This is a genomic window from uncultured Streptococcus sp. (assembly GCF_901875575.1).
In the GTDB taxonomy this organism is placed as follows: Bacteria; Bacillota; Bacilli; order Lactobacillales; family Streptococcaceae; genus Streptococcus.
The window spans coordinates 26,887-44,740 of the sequence record NZ_CABFMF010000033.1 but is presented as its reverse complement, the minus strand read 5'-3'; the positions used below and the strand labels follow the sequence as shown (position 1 = coordinate 44,740).

Here is a 17,854-nt window from a genome sequence, read left to right as displayed (position 1 = left end):
GGCTAGTTTCCTAGTTTGCTCTTTGATTTTCATTGAGTATGAGTCTACTCTAATCAACTCTTTCTCTGTTCAAGTGGAACGACTGCTAGTGTCTTTCCTAAACTGGCTAAAACTTTCAAGACTGTATCCAACTGAGGACTAGTCTTTCCTGTTTCCATTCTAGCTATGACAGGCTGGCTTACTCCACTCAGTTCTTCTAGCTTTTTCTGGCTGATTCCTTGCTTATGTCTGGCTTCAATCAACTCGCTCATGATAGCTACTCGCATATCACTTTCAAGTATTTCCTCCTTCGTAAAGAGTTCAGATCGGACATCCTCCCAGTTACTCCCAATAGCACTATTCTTCATCACTTAACCCTCTTTCTTTTAAGTCCTTCAGTTCACGCTTGGCTTTTTCAATTTCTCTTCTAGGAGTTTTCTGAGTCTTTTTGACAAAATGATGTAAAAGAACAAAACTACCATCAACCCATGCTACAAATAAAATTCGATCTCTCAAAGGTCTTAGTTCCCATATTTCATCTTCCAAGTGTTTGATATAGGGTTCCCCAGCTCTCGTCCCATGCTGACTAAGCAACTCGATATAGTCATTTAGTTTATTGAGTTTGATGCGGCTATCCTTACTATTATTCCAGCTCAATCCCCTTCTCTCGTAGATTATCCAGACACTCCTTATAGTAGGTAGCATCGTGTTCCTTGTAAATAGGGCTTGTCAAAGTCTCCTCAGGTAAATCCTCATAAGAAGGACAAATCTTACCACGATAGTTTTTATCCAACCACTCTGGACTGATATTATAGCCACGGTCAGCCATTTCCTTCATGATCAAGTCATGATAGGCATAGAGACGATAGGGCGAGTGGGTAAAGACATAGTCCACCGTTGCATGCTTTCTGCCCCAGCCATTGCCACGCAGGGCGCAACACTCTCGATGTTGCCCCAAGAGTTGAGGACGAGGAAGCTGTGAAATCAAAGCCTCATGCCAAAGTCTCATGGGAATCTCCTTTCAGTAACGTTGAATGTTGCAAATAGGTATTTGGATAGCGTTCAAGCAAATCTCGGGTTTTAGCAATCACATCTTCCTTGGAATCCTGACCAAAGCGGTAGCGATCAAGCAAGAGCATATAGTCCTTGCGCTCAGCATCTGTCGCTTTCTTTTTGAAATAGCCCCAAATATGCTGAAAGGCATTGCAAACCTGACCCCTGTGTTCTGGAATCTGGCAGGCACGGTCAATCATTTCCTGAACATGAGTCACTTCCACCTCTTCATTCTTGAGATACTGACGAATCTCATTGTAAATATTACTAGAATGACTCAAGACTAGGTATTTGTTTTGAGCCCAGAGTTGCTGGCAAAGGGCACGTTGGTTGTTCGTTTCCATCTTTCTCCTTACTTTCTATCAGTTTCCAGGAAATACGGAAACAAAGTTGTATCTTAAAAATGAGCGGAATATGAGCAAAAAAGAAATAATAATTACTAACTGTATGAAACTTTTTCTTCTTCTAAAAATTTCCTGACTCTTAGGAAACAAAGTAATAATTTTCTTTTAGTTCTCGGAAACGGTCAAAACCAAGAATACCCTCATTTTGTAATCTGCCTAAAACAACGCTCGGATGAATATCTATTTCCTCTGCAAAATCTAGAATATCCGACTTATCAAAATTTCCTTTTTTGATAAAAGTCTGGTAATCTTCTGGTCTAATCAAGAAATCTTTTGCAAACTGATCTGCCTGTTCCTCAGAACGAAGATAGGATTCGCTATTCCCATCATCAGATGAAAAATCATTTTCCAGAATATGTCCTATCTCATGAAAGAGTGAGAACCAGAAAATATCAGATGCTTTGTTTCTATCCGTGAGTAAAAGCAAGGCACTGCCATTATTGAATTTTTTAGTCGCTCCATTCAGATTGGCATTTGGTAAGGCAGGTAGACCGACTAGGACAACACCACAGTCTAACAAAATATCAGACAAACGTTGAGTAAATTCTTCTGGATCTTGTCTGCTCAACTTTCTCAAAGCAGGCAAGCTTCTTTCTAGCTTTCTACGATTGAGCTTGATAGTTGTTGTATCACGTGCTTTTTTAGACGCCAACTCCAACATAATATTGGAATTCACTATACTTTTAGTCGTGAACTTACGCGTATTCCGATAGCTGACTAGATGATTAAAAGATGTAAGATTTTCTAAACTTGCCACACCTAGAATCTTGCGAAGCTCGACAATCTTTTCCTTCAAGCTATAGCGTTTGTCTGGAACGTAGCCTTTTTCCTTAAAATACTTGAAATCAATCATCTCACAGATTTCTTTCTCGCTACCTTCTTCAAGCTCTCTTTTCTCTGCAATCTCAGCCACTTTTATATCATAAGCATTCTGAAGATTGAGCCAAGTTTGCATGGAAACTCCGCTTAGCTTAGCTAACTTATGAGCCGTTTCTTTACTGATGGACTCCTCAGCATTGACGAGCTTGCTGACAGTCTTTGCCGAAACTCCCAAACGCTTCGCAAATTCCTTCTGCGTTACATTATAATCTTCGATTAACTCACTGACATACTGACCTGGATGAAAAGCAATCAGGTCTTTGTATTCAACAATTTTATTACTCATAGTGATTGCTGACCTCCTCTATTTTTAAGATTTCGATCTCAACAGGATTTGGAAACACTTTTTCTAAATCCTCGTCACGAAATTCTACAATCAACCGATAGGAACTCCTTCGACCATCTATATCCAAAGCAAACTGCCCCTGTCTCTTTCCCTTTAGTTGATGAAAGTGATATTTAGGAAAAGCTGTCACACTAGCTAAAGAATCCGCCGCTTCCAAAAAGTTAATCAAGAGATGCAACTTTACAGCAACCTTATCCGAAAAATCCTTTTTCGCTCTCCTCAGCTCTGTGCACTGCTTTTCAACAGTTTTGTTTGTATAGATAAGCTTCATATGTCCCTTTCTGTTAAATTAAATTACCTTTTAGGTAATTTAATTATATCATTTTTAGAAAACAAATACCAACCAAAAGTTAATTTGGCTGGTATTTCAAATCTGATAGATGTATCTAACTATTTCTCCATCACCCTTCAAACTCTTTCAAAAACTCTTTAAGCTCAGCATCGGCTTCTGGTGTAGTTCCGTGTAGTTGACCGAGCATTTCAAGTAGAGAAGCTGTTTGGTTTTGGATTGCTTGATTTGTCGTGTTAATCTTGCTGACGATATCTGTCAGTGGTTCGACTTCTTCTTCCTCAAAAGTATCTACATAGCGAGGGATATTGAGGTTATAGTCATTTTCAACGATTTCTTCATAACTTGCCAGATGGGCAAACTTGTCAATCTCCTCACGAGACTTGTAGGCTTCCAAAATCTTCTCGATATGAGTATCCGTCATGATATTCTGGTTTTTCCCCTTATCAAACTCCTTAGAAGCATCGATAAAGTAGACATCACGGTTGGTACGGTTCTTTTTGAGAATGATAACCGTGGTCGGAATGCTGGTGTTAAAGAAGATATTAGCAGGTAGACCGATTACTGTATCAATAGCCCCTTCTTCTAACAAGGCCTTACGAATGGTCCCTTCCGCATTTCCACGGAAAAGAACACCGTGGGGAAGGACGATAGCCATGACTCCATTATCCTGCTTAAGATGGTAGTAACCATGCAAGAGAAAGGCAAAGTCAGCCTTGGACTGGGGTGCTAGTTTCCCAAATGGAGAGAAACGAGGGTCATTCAGGAAGCCAGAGCTAGCAGACCACTTGGCAGAGTAGGGAGGGTTCATGAGAACACCGTCAAAGTTGGTTGGTTCCTGGGTTGGCCAGTCTTCATCTAGTGTATCAGCATTGTGGAGAAATTGATTTTCAACTGGAACACCGTGTAGGATCATGTTCATCCGAGCCAAGTTATAGGTCGAGGTATTGAGCTCCTGCCCAAAGTAGACCACTGTCTGCGGTTTATGAGAGTATTTCTTGGCATTGAGCAAGAGAGAGCCAGACCCCATGGTCGCATCATAGATGGTAAAGCCTAGCTGGTCCTCACGACCCAAAAAGGCAATCTGAGTCATAAGTTTGGCAACAGGCTGAGGTGTATAGAACTCACCAGCCTTCTTACCCGAGTCAGTCGCAAACTGACCGATCAGATACTCATAAGCATCCCCCAGCATATCACCAGCATGGCCAGCCACATCTAGCACAGCCAACTCCTTCATGACTGCCGCCACCGTTTGGTTTTGCTTTTGCGGAGTCGCCCCTAGCTTTTTGGAATAGAGGTCAATATCTTCAAAGAGGTTTTCATAGAGTTCATCACTCTGCTCAATATCACGAAAACCCTGAGCCAAATCTTCCAACTGGAAAGTCCCCTCATTGACACGTGCTACTAGAGCCGTAAAGGTCAACTCAGGCTTGATACTATAGTTGAGTTCGTTCTTCATCACTGCAAGAAGATCCTCGTGGGTGTCCGCATCCTCATAGTAGTTACGATAGACCTCAAGGGCAGCCTCTAGACTCCCACTCCCCTCCTCCATAGTCTCCGCCACGAAAAAGAGCATCTTATCTGACAGGTACTTATAAAAGACCATACCCAAAAGATAGGACTTGTAGTCATTAGCATCCATCTTAGAGCGGAGAACATCCGCTGAGTTCCACAGGGCTTGGTAAAGCGACTGGGACGTTTGTGTTGTTTCCATAATGTTTCTTTCTAAGTTTTCATTGATAATGGTTTCTTTAGTTCATCAATTTTGGCTTCAAATACGAATCCATTTGACTCCATTTGATTTAGTTTTTCCCGAATATTTAAAATTACTGTCTTTTCATAACTTACATAGTCATTTGGCGGAGCAAACATATATCTCCCTGTCCAAAGAATATATTTCTTATTTTCAGGAATAATATCAAATCCATCAAAGCCATATTCATTCGATAGAATAGACTGAAATGTCCAGAATGATAGAAATTCTGTATCGTTGAAATGATTTATAAAATCCCATATACTGCTATCCCAACTATCAAATTTGCTAAATTTTTCCACTGAAGCTAAATAAGTCAATAGAAGAAAATCTTTTCTACGATACTTTGTAAAGGTTTGACAACCAATATCTAAATCATGAAAATGGCACCCTAAATCATGGAAGCTCAATACTCTATGCTTTTCTAAAAAATATATAATCTCAGATTGATCTAATCCTGCAGGTTTTAAAATATTTTCCCACATTTCAACAATTTTAGAAATCACATCTTTTGTTAGGGGATAATTTCTTTCATATGGAGGCACTATCTCATTATACATTTCTTGGACAATAAGAGTCATAGAGGGACTATTTTTAAACTTCATAGATTCATTAATAACAATATTTAGTAAACTTTTTTTCTGAATATCAGAAAAATCTGCAAATTGATTATTCAAATATTGATAAAAATCAGTCTTTTGATCCGAATTTAATAACTCTTGTATAAATTTATCTGACTGTTCCACGAACAAGGTATCTAATTCATCTTTTGTACGATTCATAGGCACTTCATAAAGAAAATATTCCATACTATTCTTATTAAAACTTAGTGGATATTGCTCATTATCAACTTTTTGGATTTCAGATAACAGCTCTTTTATTGTGTGGCCTTTACGGAGGAAATCTTCTAGCTTTGTTTTCTCATTCTCTTCTATGACTATTTGTATATTGTTGAGCATTTTCTTATAGAGTTCTGGATAAAACAAGTAAGCATAGATAATTAATAACTGTTGTTCCACTTGAACACGACCAAATTTCCTTCTTGTAAAAAATTCTTTATTTACATAATCATTAAAATGTTCCCTATCACGTAAATTTCTCTGGTCACTTTTAACTCTTTTTTTAAAGTTCTCTGATAAATAAACGCCAAACTTTTTTTCTAATAAATGAAAATAACTATCCCAAATATTTGAAGAATGTAGTACAAAAGGTAACTCAACTTGCCTATCAATTATCTTTGATAGATAGTTATCTCCTCTCTTATAAAGTAGTGTCATATCACCAACAAAAATAATAGGTAGCTTTCCATTTATCAAACTAAAAAGCTTATAACAGTCTTCTTGCTGCTTTTCCAACATTCTATCAAAATCATCAATAACTAAAATCTTAGAAAATTTATGTAGTCTAGTTAATAAGAAGCTATACAACTCATCAGATTTATATTTAAAAACATTCCAAACTGCAACTCCTAGAGATACCAATCCTCCAATTTTCAAAATCACTGATTTCTCAGAACCAAAATACTCACCCAATCCTATGTCAACAACATTCGTCATCAAAATAGAAACTATCACAAATACAACAAGACTTAACCTCATCAAAACTAAGTAAAAAATTGGGTGGAGTTTTGAAAATGTTACTTCAATCATTGAACGATTATCTGTTAATCTCCAAAAATCCATAGTAATTAGTTTTATCTTTTTATTCTTATTTACATCCTGTAAAAATGTTGATTTCCCTGATCCCCAGTTTCCATTAAGAAAATATGTTTTATCTTCTTGCAGTAGTTCAGCAAAATTTTTTGCTGCTTCTGAAGTGTCAATCTTCTCCAATTCTATAAAAATATCGCTCATACTTCAAATCCTTAAATAAACATATCCTGCAAGAGTTTCTTTTTCAGTATTTCTAGCTGAGAAATTTTTTCTTGGTTAGAGCTGATGAGGTTATCGAGATTTAAGAAGTAAGTGCCGATGGCACGTTGCTCCTCCATAGAAGGGATAAGTATTTTTTGATTTTTTACAATATCACTATTGAGATTTACTTGACTTCCTGGTTGACCATATCGATTCCATTTTTCTCTAAACATCTCTAACCATTGAAACATAAATTCTCTATCAAATTTTGGATTCATAAAAATTAAAAATCCATCATGTACCCCCGTTTTAACATAGTTGACCACAGGTTTACCAACAGTTGCAGCAATACTAAGTAATAAATGAGGTTCTGTTAGAACTCTTGTTTTTTCTTGACCTAATTTTGAAATTTTTTGCTCTAAACTATGAATTCTACCATTCTGATTTGTCACATCTGAAATTCTTAACCAACCAATTTCTGAATTAGAATCAAACCATTTTGGATCTTGTATTGGTCTAGGAGAAGCACCACGAACAATATCAGCCAACTCCCCTATACACCTTTCTTCCCATCTATCTTCAAATCCATCCAAACGAATCTCTGGAACAGACTGATCATCCTTGGGAAACATTTTTGAGAGCATGGTCGCCTTGAGAGCTTGGTAGTTGGTGAGATTATCCTTGTAGCTAGACAGAAGGTCGTCAAGGGTGCATAAAAGATAACCAATGGCGGATTGTTCTTCTATTGAGTCTGGAATATAAAATTCAAAGGAATCAATTTCTTTGGAAGATATATTTGGTTGTGCACCTGCTACTAATACAGCATTTAGTTGGTTAGTAAATGCTTTCGTCTGCAAAACAGAAGAGAGAAAATCATAGTCTACTTCCCCAGTATTTTGGAAATAGCCGACTCGTTGATTTTGATAGTATTCTTCCTCAGAATCTAGCATCGCTATTTTCCCAGTAGTTGCTCCTGACATAGCCAATAGAATTGAACGCCCTCTAAGAACAAATTTTTCATCTGAAATTATCTTAGAATAATATTCAAACTCCCCTCCAATAGTTCCGTCAAATTTGATATTTGATATTCTAACAATTGGAATCCCAGTATTTTGAAATTTTTCACTTTTGAAAGCAAAGCCTCCACGCAGGGGCGCAATACTATGTAATTTTTTTCTATTCCATTTCTCATCAAAATTTTTAAATTTTATTTTAGGTAGTAAAGCTTTCAAACTCTTCTCCTTACCTTATTTCTCATTTTTTATATTATATCATGAATCATAATAACAAATGCTGATAACAAAGAAAAAAGAGAAGAAATTACTTCTTCCCTAATAGCACTATTCCAAATCTAACCTTATCTATCCTTTGTAAGGCACTCTATTAACTCTTCATCTGTCATAGATTTATTATCACTAAACCTAATTGCATTATCATAGTATACATCATAGTATTCAGGCGATGTCAATGTCATATCTAAAATATAGCTTTTATCTTTATCCTTTTGATATTTTGCTACTATCTCTGATTCCCGTAATTCTTTTTTAGATTTTGGTGTACCATTAGTCCTTTGGTACTTTTCCATCAACTGCAAGTGTTGAAAAATTACTGAAATATATCTAGAAGGATTTACTAAAAATCTTTTACTTACAACAAACTTCGGAACTAAGATAAGAAGTTCCTCTACACCATTTTCATTAGGAGCAAGAACATACTGGCTTTCAAAGGTAGCCCACTCATGACTCTCGGAATCCCAATAATCAAAACGTTGTACTTCATTACTGATTTTTAAACCGTGTAATCGAGCTTGTTCTAAAGAATATAAAATCAATTCTTTTTTTAATAAACTTACTAACAAATCAGACATCCTATCTTCTGAAAAACTCTTTACAAAAATCGGCATTGCTATAGGTGTCAGTAATTTTTCTTTGATTTTATCTACCGATTTATAGACATACCCAAAAAATTGATCAAGCATCTTCATTGAAACACCTGTCCCTTTGGAGTTACTCTCAGAATATCCAAAGTGGATAGCATTACATTCTTTAGAGTGTGAAAATAGTTGTAATGCATCTGCTTTATTACCCAGAATATACATTTTATAGACTGTATTTACAAAATCGTTAACAATATTTCTAAAACCATCTGATAGCAACAATGGGTCTAAAAATAATTTAACATCCTTTGATGTATCTACATCAACAAAATCCAATCCTACTTGGATTGATTCTCTATTTAATAAGTTTGATATTCTAATAATATGTACCTCTTTTTTCTATATTTTGTAGAAAAAAGAAAATTATCAAAATGAGATTTACATTTCTTTTATTTAGTGTTAGAATAAAAGAGAATTTTTGAAATAGTGCTCATATCGCATTTTGAAATTCACCATCTCTAACTAGTCGTCAGCCCCCACTGACGTCTTTTTTCTACAATTCATATTATACCAAACAAAAACAAAAAAACAATATTGTTTTTCTATATATAGTGTTCATTTTTTTAAAAAATAGAATAAACCACAATATTTAGTGCAATGTTTTTAAAAAGACTATAAAAACTAATCTTTTTATTTTTAACTTTCAACATTTAGGTATTAAATAAACTATTGATTCTATCCAGAATTTAAACAACTTATTTATTAACTATTATTTATTTCTCTACAATTTTGTTAATATATAAATTATCCACGAATCCACAAAAGTCCCCTTAGAAATCCGCTTCTAAGGGGTTGTCTTTATCCTGCTGCTTGGGCTGGTTCTGCTGGTTTGGTCTTTTTATCTTTCTTGCTACTAGTGATGAGACGGCGCTTGCTATCTCGGATGCTATTGAGTTCCTTGAGGAGTTGAGTCAAATGTTCCTTTTCAGGATAGGCTTCTGCACTGGCTGCGGTATAGCGCATAAAGAGGTCGTAGCTGGTTGAAAGTTCGGTACGAAGTTGTCTAGTCTTTCCAACTTCCTTGGCAGACTTAGAAGCACGCGCCTTACTCTCCACTTGGTCATATTCCTCTTGAGCATTGACCACCGCCGTCAGCATAGGTGTCAGTCCTAAACTGGTCACTGCCTCATGATAGGGTGTTTCACTAAGCGTTTTGAGCAGGCTCTTGATTTCTGCCGTTTCTACATCGTTGCCATGCTTAGTGATGTCCTTATACTTGGCAAAGACTGGTTTCAGAGTCTCATGAGCTTCTTTGAGCTTGGCATCCTTAATCTTCGCAAATCCTCTATGAAGAGTAAAGAGTCCGACCAAGGCACTATCACGATTGCGATCGACTTCTGTTAGATTACTAGACTCTTTCGTCTCCACAGCCGCAAGTTGAGCTTGAAAATCATCTAGCTTGGTCTTGAAGGGTTCCAAATGTTTGGCATACATTGCTTCATCCTTGTTTGCCTTAGAAAAAGTTGCCAAACTTTGATGAGTATCCATCATCAGGCTTTCAAACTCACGGTTGGTAAAGTTACTGTAACTAAGTGGGCGAATAGCGTATGTTTTTGTCATGATGATATCCTTTCTATTTAACAAATCATTTATTGTCTTCTTTATCAAATAAAGAGTGGAGTAGCTCTGGAAGATAGACCTGTTTTTGATCTATTTTTACAATGCTTCCTTGTCTACCATGTTGAATCAAAGGTCTATCCTTAAATACAAAGACTTGAAACAATACAAAGACCAACAATACAATTCCAAATACAGGAAGTGACCATAGTAGACTCTCCTCATCATCTCTAACTGTCTTCATCAATTTTTCTCCTTTAAGTTGATACATTCATTCTAACAGTTTCCAAAACCATTTTAGCTCCCATCCGCTCAACTGTCATTATTTCCATCCAAAATGTACTTTTCAGAACAAATCAGACATTTCCAAAATCAAAAATCCCTATCTGACTGGACATACACCCCGTCCATCAGATAGAGACTCTTACTATTTTTAGATTTTACCTTTTCGAGCTTTAGAATATATATAAACTTTAGGGAAGACGACTATTCGAAAGCTAGAAAACCTCAAAACTTTCTCAGATAAGCTATTCGAAACGTAGATTGCTTATAAATTTATGGAATTGCAATCATTCGAGACTTAGAATACATGTAAACTTTAGGAAGTGGAACTATTCTAAGTCTCGAAGACCTATCTTCCAACCCTCAACGGCTCAATGACTTCCTCTACTAGCTGGGTATAGGCTTCCTTGATTTGTTTTTTATAGAGGAGAGGATTGAGGGCGTCCGCCACCTCTAGTTTATAGTCCTGATAGCGCTGACTCTTGGTCAGCTGGCTTTCTCCTAGTTGTTTTTTAGCTCCCTTACGGTAGTGTTCGACATAGTAACGGAGTTCATCCTCGCCGACATACCAGCGCTTGCTAAAGACTTGGATATGTTGCTGGATAACCGCCTCGATCATCTGATCCAAGATATTTGCGATAGACTGACCACGATAGCTTTCTGGATGTTCTTGTACCTCTCTCCAAAGTTCAGTGATGATCTGGGCAAGATTTGGATTGGTCTTCTCAAGGCTCTGAATATAGTTATCCACCGCTTCCTTATCTTGAGCGCTTAGGTTCTTTTCTTGACTTTGACCTTGTTCAATCAGGCTTTGGATCAAGGTTAGGATATAAGCATAGTTAATTTCGTCCACTTGGATAGACTCCAGTTCATAGTGGATATCAAGTGGCTCTCCATCGTCATCATCCTCTACTCGGCTTTTTAATTCTGCAAGGACATTTCGATAAAGTCCCAGATACCTTTCCAACTTTTCTCCATCAAGTCCCGTCTGATTGTAAAGCTCTTCCTCATCATACTCTTTGTACACTCGGATAGAGGCTAGGTATTTATCAAAGGCTTGATAGGTTTTAGCGAGTTTCCTTAACTCAGGTGTAGAGACTTGCTCGAAATCTAGACCATTCACATAGTCATCAATAGCAAGATTTTTGAAATCACTGCAACTCCTCAAAAAGTTCCTCTTTTCCTCTTTCCAACTAGGTGCTAGGACCTCGTTTTCACCACCATTTGAGTAGAGCTTGAGGGCATTATCTACTGCTTCCTTAAAGGCTAGAGGCTTTTGGAAGGTGATGATATGACCATAGGTCTTACTGCTATCAAAAATACGGTTGGTTCGGCTAAAAGCCTGAATCAAGTCCTGCGGTTGCATGGGTTTGCGGTCGATAAAAAGAGTTGACAGACAAGGGGCATCAAATCCCGTTAAGAGACGATTGACCACGATGACTAAGTCCAACTGTTCCTTGCGATAGAGGTATTTGTCCTGCTTTCGAGCTAGACGATTATTGACATCCGTATTAAAGCCACGAAGATCCGCCATGGTAAAGTGGGTATCAAACTCTTGGTTATAGTCTTCTAAAACTTGCTTCATGTGGTCTTGATTGGCTCTTGAGTCTTCTTCATTTTCTGTGACCGAGTAGGTGATAGTCGCCTTTGGAAAGTCAGGAAGGACCTGCTTGACCCTTTCCGATACCTTAACCCTCGTCTCCCCAGCCTTGACTCGTTTGAGCAGGTCATAGTAGGCTTGGGCTTGAGGGATGGATTTGACGGTTAGGATGGCATTATAGGTCTTACCTACTCCTTTTTGGAAGCCTAGCTGTTGACGGGATTTATTGATAATGGCATCCAAGACTTCCAGCATATGCTCCTCATTCTCATACACGGTATCTGGTATGTCATTTTCGGATTTATCCGTGATGAGGGTATTGCGATAATCCACCTTAAAGCCCAAAACTGCTCCATCATGGATGGCTTCCTTGACTGTATACTCATGGAGACGGTCACCGTATTGCTGTTGGGTGGTTTGGGCTAGATCGCCGACTTGCTTGCGTTTATTTTCCTTAAAGATAGGTGTGCCTGTAAAACCATACCAGAGAGACTGTGGGAAAAAGGCCTTAATGTCTTTTTGTGTTTGAGGTGTTACGGCACGGTGGCATTCATCCACGACAAAGGCCACTCGGAGACCCTTGATTTTGTCCGCATCACGCTGGTAAAATCCTTGCTCAAACTTGCGCATCATGGTGGTGATTTTCTGAATGGTCGTTACCACCACACGCTTATCATTACTTCCTAGTCGCTTGACCAAATCATGGGTATTATCCGTCTCATCAATATCAATGACATCATTGGTCGCATAAGAGAGGAAGGATGATGTGGTCTGTTGATCCAAGTCCCTGCGGTCAACGACAAAAATCGTCTTTTGGATGGATGGAATTTGAAGGAGATTTCTCGCCACCTTATAAGAAGTCAAGGTCTTCCCTGAACCTGTCGTATGCCAGACATAGCCAGACTCCTGACGGCGAGAAGCTTCTTGCACTGCTTCGATTGCATGGATCTGGTAGGGACGCAAGAGGATAAGAGCCTTCTTGCTATCATCAAGGACAGAGTACTGCATGACCATCTGATGCGCACGAGGGATAGAAAGAACTTCGTGGGCAAAACTGGTCAAGCTCGTTATGGGTTGGTTGTCCTTATCCACCCACTTGGTTAGAAATTGCTTGTTGAGTTTATTTTCTCTGGCAGCAGCGATATAGCGTGTATCTACTTTATTGGTCACAACAAACATCTGTAAGCTAGAGTAGATGCCACGGAACTTGCCTTCCCTATCATACTTCTTGATTTGATGAAAGGCATCTAGAAAAGCAACTCTGGGACTTTTAAGCTCGATTTGAATCATAGGAAGGCCATTGATCAAGAGGGTCACATCTAGCCTGCGGTCTTGATCCTGAGGATTTATCTTATCTCTCTCGACTTGGTTGACAATCTCATAACTAGACTTGCCAGCTGCGATATTGTCTCGCCAGATGACGGACAAACGGATAGTCCCCAAACTAGCATCCTCTCTTTGAACCTCAACCTTGGCAATACCATTTTCGCCGACCAACCACTTGGCAGCATCATAGTAGCTAACAAAGTTTAGTTGATTCTTTATTTGGCGTTTTTCCTGTTCTGTCAGAGGATGATCTGCCAATAGAGCCACATTGTTCTGGGCTAGCTTTTCAAAGAAGTTTTCCCATAATTGCTCTTCTGTTTTAAGGTCATCTCTATAAGTCCATTGACTTTCCCCAGTCACCAGTTGGTTGATCAGTTGTTTTTCTATCTCCAGTTCTGGTTTTACCTGTATCATACTCTCTCCTTTGCTACATGTCTGCTCCCTTTATTATAGCATGTTTAGGCTCAAAATCCATCACTCTCCCCCTCCCCAAAAACGATCCATTCCCCCTTTCTCCTCCAAAATATGGTATAGTAGAGTTATACTATCCATGAGGAGTTTACATGTCACAGGATAAACAAATGAAAGCTGTATCTCCCCTTCTACAGCAGATTATCAATATTTCATCAATTGCTGGGGGAATTGGGACTCTGATTTTTTTAATCTGGGCTTATCAGGCTGGGATTTTACAGTCTAAGGAAACCCTCTCTGCCTTTATCCAGCAGGCAGGTATTTGGGGGCCACCTCTCTTTATTTTTTTACAGATTTTACAGACGGTCGTTCCTATCATTCCTGGAGCCTTGACCTCGGTGGCTGGTGTCTTTATCTACGGTCACATCATCGGGACAATCTACAACTATATCGGCATCGTGATTGGCTGTGCCATTATCTTTTATCTGGTGCGTCTCTATGGGGCTGCCTTTGTTCAATCTGTCGTCAGCAAGCGCACCTATGACAAGTATATCGGCTGGTTGGATAAGGGCAATCGTTTTGACCGTTTCTTTATCTTTATGATGATTTGGCCCATTAGTCCAGCTGACTTTCTCTGTATGCTAGCTGCCCTGACCAAGATGAGCTTCAAGCGCTATATGACCATCATCATTCTGACCAAGCCCTTTACCCTCGTGGTTTATACCTACGGTCTGACCTATATTATCGACTTTTTCTGGCAAATGCTTTGACACATAAAAAATCCGTTTGGTTTCCCAAGCGGATTTTGTGCTTTATTTTGAAACTTCTTTTGCAAGAACAAAGTTCCCAAGTGTGGCAGAACCATTTTCTGCGACTGCTGGCGTCACGATATAGTCACGCACATCTGGTACTGGTAGGTAACCATTAAGAAGAGCTGTAAATTTCTCACGGACACGGTCCAGCATGTGTTGTTGGGCCATGACCCCTCCACCAAAGACAATCACATCTGGGCGGAAAGTCACTGTCGCATTAACCGCAGCTTGAGCGATATAGTAGGCTTGAACATCCCAAACAGGGTTGTTGAGTTCAATGTTTTCCCCACGAACACCTGTACGAGCTTCCAAACTTGGACCTGCTGCATAGCCTTCCAGACATCCCTTATGGAAAGGACAAACACCGTTAAATTCTTTTTCAAGATCCATTGGGTGTCTAGCGACATAATAGTGACCCATCTCAGGGTGACCAACACCACCGATAAACTCACCACGTTGGATGACACCTGCACCGATACCTGTACCGATTGTGTAGTAAACCAAGTTTTCGATACGGCCACCAGCATTGTTACGGGCAACCACTTCCCCGTAAGCAGAGCTGTTTACGTCTGTCGTGAAGTACATTGGCACATTGAGTGCGCGACGAAGGGCACCAAGCAAGTCCACATTTGCCCAGTTTGGTTTTGGAGTCGTTGTGATAAAGCCATAAGTTTTTGAGTTTTTATCAATATCAATCGGACCAAATGAACCAACTGCAAGACCAGCAAGGTTGTCGAATTTTGAGAAGAACTCGATGGTTTTATCGATTGTTTCGATTGGAGTTGTTGTTGGAAATTGTGTTTTTTCAACAACGTTAAAGTTTTCATCACCGACAGCACAGACAAACTTTGTACCGCCCGCTTCCAAGCTTCCATATAATTTTGTCATGATAAACCTCTTGTTTTTATTTTCTTAATTATAGCATACTTCAAAAAGTTACTTTTCTCTATATTTTAGTTTTTCCTCTGTAAATCTTACCATTCAAGCAAAAACGAACAAACAGGTCATTTGTTCGTTTTCATTGCGAGAGGGAATATTGTACTCAATGAAAATCAAAGAGCAAACTAGGAAGCTAGTCGAAGGCTGTACTTGAGTACGGCAAGGCGAAGCTGACGTGGTTTGAATTTGATTTTCGAAGAGTATTAGATTTTCACTTCGATCACAGCATCCCCCTTCACAACTGAACCTGTTGCGACTGGAGCTACTGAAGCGTAGTCAGCTGTGTTTGTAACGATAACCATTGTTGTATCATCAAGACCAGCTGCAGCAATTTTGTTTGAGTCAAATGTTCCAAGAACATCGCCAGCTTTAACCTTGTCACCTTGAGCAACTTTTGCTTCAAAACCGTCACCGTTCATAGATACAGTGTCAATACCAACGTGAATCAAAACTTCAGCACCATCAGTTGTTTTCAAACCAAAGGCGTGCCCTGTTGGAAAGGCAATTGAAACTTCAGCATCAGCTGGTGCATAGACCACACCTTGGCTTGGTTTCACAGCGATACCTTGTCCCATAGCTCCACTTGAGAAGACTGGGTCATTGACATCAGCAAGTGCGACAACATCACCAATGATAGGAGTTACAAGTGTTTCATTTTGAAGAGCTGCTGGCGCAACTTCTTCTTTTTCTGCAACAACTTCAGATTGTTTTGCAGATGTAGTTGCCTCTACTTCATCTTCGTAACCAAACATGTAAGTAAGAGCAAAACCAAGTGCAAATGATACAGCTACCATAAGAAGGTATTGGGCAAGTTGTCCGTTACCGATGTAAAGCATTGTACCAGGGATGATAGTGATACCATTACCAGTACCTGCAAGTCCAAGAATAGAAGCCAATCCACCACCGATTGCACCAGCAATCAATGAAAGGAAGAATGGTTTACGGAAGCGCAAGTTTACCCCGAAGATAGCAGGCTCTGTAATACCTAGGAAGGCAGAAAGAGCAGCTGGGAAAGCAAGTGTTTTTAGTTTTGGATTTTTAGTTTTAACACCAACCGCAACAGTCGCAGCACCTTGAGCTGTCATAGCAGCTGTGATGATAGCGTTGAATGGGTTAGCATGGTCAGCAGCAAGCAATTGAACTTCAAGCAAGTTGAAGATGTGGTGCACACCTGACACGACGATCAATTGGTGAACCCCACCAATCAAGAAACCACCAAGACCAAATGGCATGCTGAGGATCGCTTTTGTAGCGATAAGGATGTAGTTTTCAACAACGTGGAAGACTGGTCCAATGACAAAGAGTCCAAGGATAGACATAACCAAAAGGGTCACGAATGGTGTTACCAAAAGATCAATGACATCTGGAACAACCTTGCGGACAGCTTTTTCAAATTTAGCTCCGACAACCCCGATGATGAAGGCTGGAAGAACGGAACCTTGCAAACCAACAACAGGAATGAAACCAAAGAAGTTCATAGCTGTTACTTCACCACCTGAAGCAACTGCCCAAGCGTTTGGAAGTGAGCCAGAAACAAGCATCATACCAAGCACGATACCAACGGCAGGATTTCCACCGAATACACGGAAGGTTGACCACACAACCAAACCTGGCAGGATAATAAAGGCTGTATCTGTCAAGATTTGAGTATAAGTTGTCACGTCAGCTGGAAGTGTCATCCCAAGAGCAGTCAAGAGACCACGCACACCCATAAAGAGACCTGTCGCTACGATAACTGGGATGATTGGAACGAAAACATCACCGAAAGTACGGATAGCACGTTGGAACCAGTTCCCTTGTTTAGCTGCTTCTGCTTTCATATCATCTTTAGATGATGTTGGCAAACCAAGCGCAACAACTTCATCGTACATTTTGTTAACTGTACCAGTACCAAAGATGATTTGGTATTGACCTGAGTTAAAGAAAGCACCTTGAACTTTTTCCAAGTTCTCAATCACTTCTTTATTGATTTTTCCTTCATCTTTGACCATAACACGAAGACGAGTCGCACAGTGAGCTACACTGTTGACATTTTCACGTCCGCCCAAGGCATCGATGACTTTTTTTGCAATTTCCTGATTGTTCATTTGCAAAAATCTCCTTATATAAATTTTTGTTCTTCTTTGAAAGCGATTTTATCCGCCCTACGACTTTTATTTTATCATGTTTTAGAAATATGTCAAGCGTTTTGCAGAAATTTGTTTTTACTTTTCTATTTTTATTTTAAACTGATATTTTTATGAGTATTCTTTAATTTGAATTCTAAAATCAAAAGATATAATCTTGATTTCAAAGGGGTATTTCTAACTTATTTATTCAAAACAATATCTACCAGTGATTCTAAGTTCTATTTTTATTTATGTCATACGTTTGACAGTTTTTTCTCTTTTTTAACATAAAAAACTTGATTTTTTAGTCGAAAACGGTTACTATTA

At 39.0% G+C, this 17,854-nt stretch carries 15 protein-coding genes and 1 pseudogene; 1 reads left to right on the top strand and 15 read right to left on the bottom strand.

What is annotated here, in order from left to right; all coding sequences use genetic code 11:
• Positions 1-53: 53 nt before the first annotated feature.
• The 13 genes and pseudogenes from QZ114_RS07185 to QZ114_RS07125 form a co-directional block, all read right to left on the bottom strand.
• Positions 54-347, bottom strand: coding sequence for a helix-turn-helix domain-containing protein (locus tag QZ114_RS07185; RefSeq protein WP_295501513.1), 294 nt, complete (start codon positions 345-347; stop codon positions 54-56).
• Positions 337-621: pseudogene (locus QZ114_RS07180) on the bottom strand (type II toxin-antitoxin system RelE/ParE family toxin); the annotation flags it as partial. The pseudogene QZ114_RS07180 and the gene QZ114_RS07185, both read right to left, overlap by 11 nt.
• Before the next feature lies 1 nt (position 622).
• On the bottom strand, positions 623-988 hold the full coding sequence (locus QZ114_RS07175; RefSeq protein WP_295501510.1) for a TIGR02328 family protein: 366 nt from the start codon (positions 986-988) through the stop codon (positions 623-625).
• Entirely contained in the window at positions 972-1,376 is a 405-nt protein-coding gene (locus tag QZ114_RS07170) for a YbgA family protein (RefSeq protein ID WP_295501507.1), read from the bottom strand. Before QZ114_RS07170 ends, QZ114_RS07175 begins: the two co-directional genes overlap by 17 nt.
• 139 nt (positions 1,377-1,515) lie before the next feature.
• Positions 1,516-2,601, bottom strand: a complete 1,086-nt coding sequence (locus QZ114_RS07165) for a HigA family addiction module antitoxin (RefSeq protein ID WP_295501504.1) — start codon at positions 2,599-2,601, stop codon at positions 1,516-1,518.
• Positions 2,594-2,932 carry a type II toxin-antitoxin system RelE/ParE family toxin gene (locus tag QZ114_RS07160; RefSeq protein ID WP_077805449.1) on the bottom strand — a complete coding sequence of 113 codons (339 nt, stop codon included), beginning with the start codon at positions 2,930-2,932 and terminating at the stop codon, positions 2,594-2,596. Before QZ114_RS07160 ends, QZ114_RS07165 begins: the two co-directional genes overlap by 8 nt.
• Positions 2,933-3,062: 130 nt before the next feature.
• The gene (locus tag QZ114_RS07155) at positions 3,063-4,664 is read right to left on the bottom strand and encodes a type I restriction-modification system subunit M (RefSeq protein WP_295501499.1); all 1,602 of its coding nucleotides are present in this window, start codon (positions 4,662-4,664) and stop codon (positions 3,063-3,065) included.
• Positions 4,665-4,675: 11 nt separating this feature from the next.
• Positions 4,676-6,556 (bottom strand): P-loop NTPase fold protein, encoded by a 1,881-nt coding sequence (locus tag QZ114_RS07150; RefSeq protein ID WP_295501496.1) that lies wholly within the window; start codon positions 6,554-6,556, stop codon positions 4,676-4,678.
• Positions 6,557-6,567: 11 nt separating this feature from the next.
• On the bottom strand, positions 6,568-7,788 hold the full coding sequence (locus QZ114_RS07145; protein ID WP_295501492.1) for a restriction endonuclease subunit S: 1,221 nt from the start codon (positions 7,786-7,788) through the stop codon (positions 6,568-6,570).
• Positions 7,789-7,913: 125 nt separating this feature from the next.
• A complete protein-coding gene (locus QZ114_RS07140) occupies positions 7,914-8,768 on the bottom strand; it encodes a hypothetical protein (protein WP_261074423.1) in 855 nt (284 codons plus the stop codon).
• Positions 8,769-9,290: 522 nt separating this feature from the next.
• On the bottom strand, positions 9,291-10,052 hold the full coding sequence (locus QZ114_RS07135) for a DUF6261 family protein (protein ID WP_295501487.1): 762 nt from the start codon (positions 10,050-10,052) through the stop codon (positions 9,291-9,293).
• Between the two features lie 25 nt (positions 10,053-10,077).
• Positions 10,078-10,293 carry a hypothetical protein gene (locus QZ114_RS07130; protein WP_295501485.1) on the bottom strand — a complete coding sequence of 72 codons (216 nt, stop codon included), beginning with the start codon at positions 10,291-10,293 and terminating at the stop codon, positions 10,078-10,080.
• A 387-nt stretch (positions 10,294-10,680) separates the two neighbouring features.
• Entirely contained in the window at positions 10,681-13,671 is a 2,991-nt protein-coding gene (locus QZ114_RS07125; protein ID WP_295501483.1) for a type I restriction endonuclease subunit R, read from the bottom strand.
• 149 nt (positions 13,672-13,820) lie between these two features.
• Here QZ114_RS07125 and QZ114_RS07120 point away from each other — a divergent pair, with 149 nt between their 5' ends.
• Complete coding sequence (locus QZ114_RS07120; RefSeq protein ID WP_295501481.1) at positions 13,821-14,438, top strand: TVP38/TMEM64 family protein; 618 nt, start codon at positions 13,821-13,823, stop codon at positions 14,436-14,438.
• A 42-nt stretch (positions 14,439-14,480) separates the two neighbouring features.
• Here the strand turns inward: QZ114_RS07120 and scrK are convergent, their stop codons facing one another.
• Positions 14,481-15,368 carry a fructokinase ScrK gene (gene scrK / locus QZ114_RS07115; protein ID WP_295501479.1) on the bottom strand — a complete coding sequence of 296 codons (888 nt, stop codon included), beginning with the start codon at positions 15,366-15,368 and terminating at the stop codon, positions 14,481-14,483.
• Positions 15,369-15,622: 254 nt separating this feature from the next.
• The gene (locus QZ114_RS07110; protein ID WP_295501477.1) at positions 15,623-17,506 is read right to left on the bottom strand and encodes a sucrose-specific PTS transporter subunit IIBC; all 1,884 of its coding nucleotides are present in this window, start codon (positions 17,504-17,506) and stop codon (positions 15,623-15,625) included.
• Positions 17,507-17,854 lie beyond the last annotated feature (348 nt).

Excerpts from the sequence above, each read along its gene's own strand:
- QZ114_RS07185 (WP_295501513.1), bottom strand. The coding sequence starts at position 347 with ATGAAGAATAGTGCTATTGGGAGTAACTGGGAGGATGTCCGATCTGAA.
- QZ114_RS07175 (WP_295501510.1), bottom strand. The coding sequence starts at position 988 with ATGAGACTTTGGCATGAGGCTTTGATTTCACAGCTTCCTCGTCCTCAA.
- QZ114_RS07170 (WP_295501507.1), bottom strand. The coding sequence starts at position 1,376 with ATGGAAACGAACAACCAACGTGCCCTTTGCCAGCAACTCTGGGCTCAA.
- QZ114_RS07165 (WP_295501504.1), bottom strand. The coding sequence starts at position 2,601 with ATGAGTAATAAAATTGTTGAATACAAAGACCTGATTGCTTTTCATCCA.
- QZ114_RS07160 (WP_077805449.1), bottom strand. The coding sequence starts at position 2,932 with ATGAAGCTTATCTATACAAACAAAACTGTTGAAAAGCAGTGCACAGAG.
- QZ114_RS07155 (WP_295501499.1), bottom strand. The coding sequence starts at position 4,664 with ATGGAAACAACACAAACGTCCCAGTCGCTTTACCAAGCCCTGTGGAAC.
- QZ114_RS07150 (WP_295501496.1), bottom strand. The coding sequence starts at position 6,556 with ATGAGCGATATTTTTATAGAATTGGAGAAGATTGACACTTCAGAAGCA.
- QZ114_RS07135 (WP_295501487.1), bottom strand. The coding sequence starts at position 10,052 with ATGACAAAAACATACGCTATTCGCCCACTTAGTTACAGTAACTTTACC.
- QZ114_RS07130 (WP_295501485.1), bottom strand. The coding sequence starts at position 10,293 with ATGAAGACAGTTAGAGATGATGAGGAGAGTCTACTATGGTCACTTCCT.
- QZ114_RS07125 (WP_295501483.1), bottom strand. The coding sequence starts at position 13,671 with ATGATACAGGTAAAACCAGAACTGGAGATAGAAAAACAACTGATCAAC.
- QZ114_RS07120 (WP_295501481.1), top strand. The coding sequence starts at position 13,821 with ATGTCACAGGATAAACAAATGAAAGCTGTATCTCCCCTTCTACAGCAG.
- scrK (WP_295501479.1), bottom strand. The coding sequence starts at position 15,368 with ATGACAAAATTATATGGAAGCTTGGAAGCGGGCGGTACAAAGTTTGTC.
- QZ114_RS07110 (WP_295501477.1), bottom strand. The coding sequence starts at position 17,506 with ATGAACAATCAGGAAATTGCAAAAAAAGTCATCGATGCCTTGGGCGGA.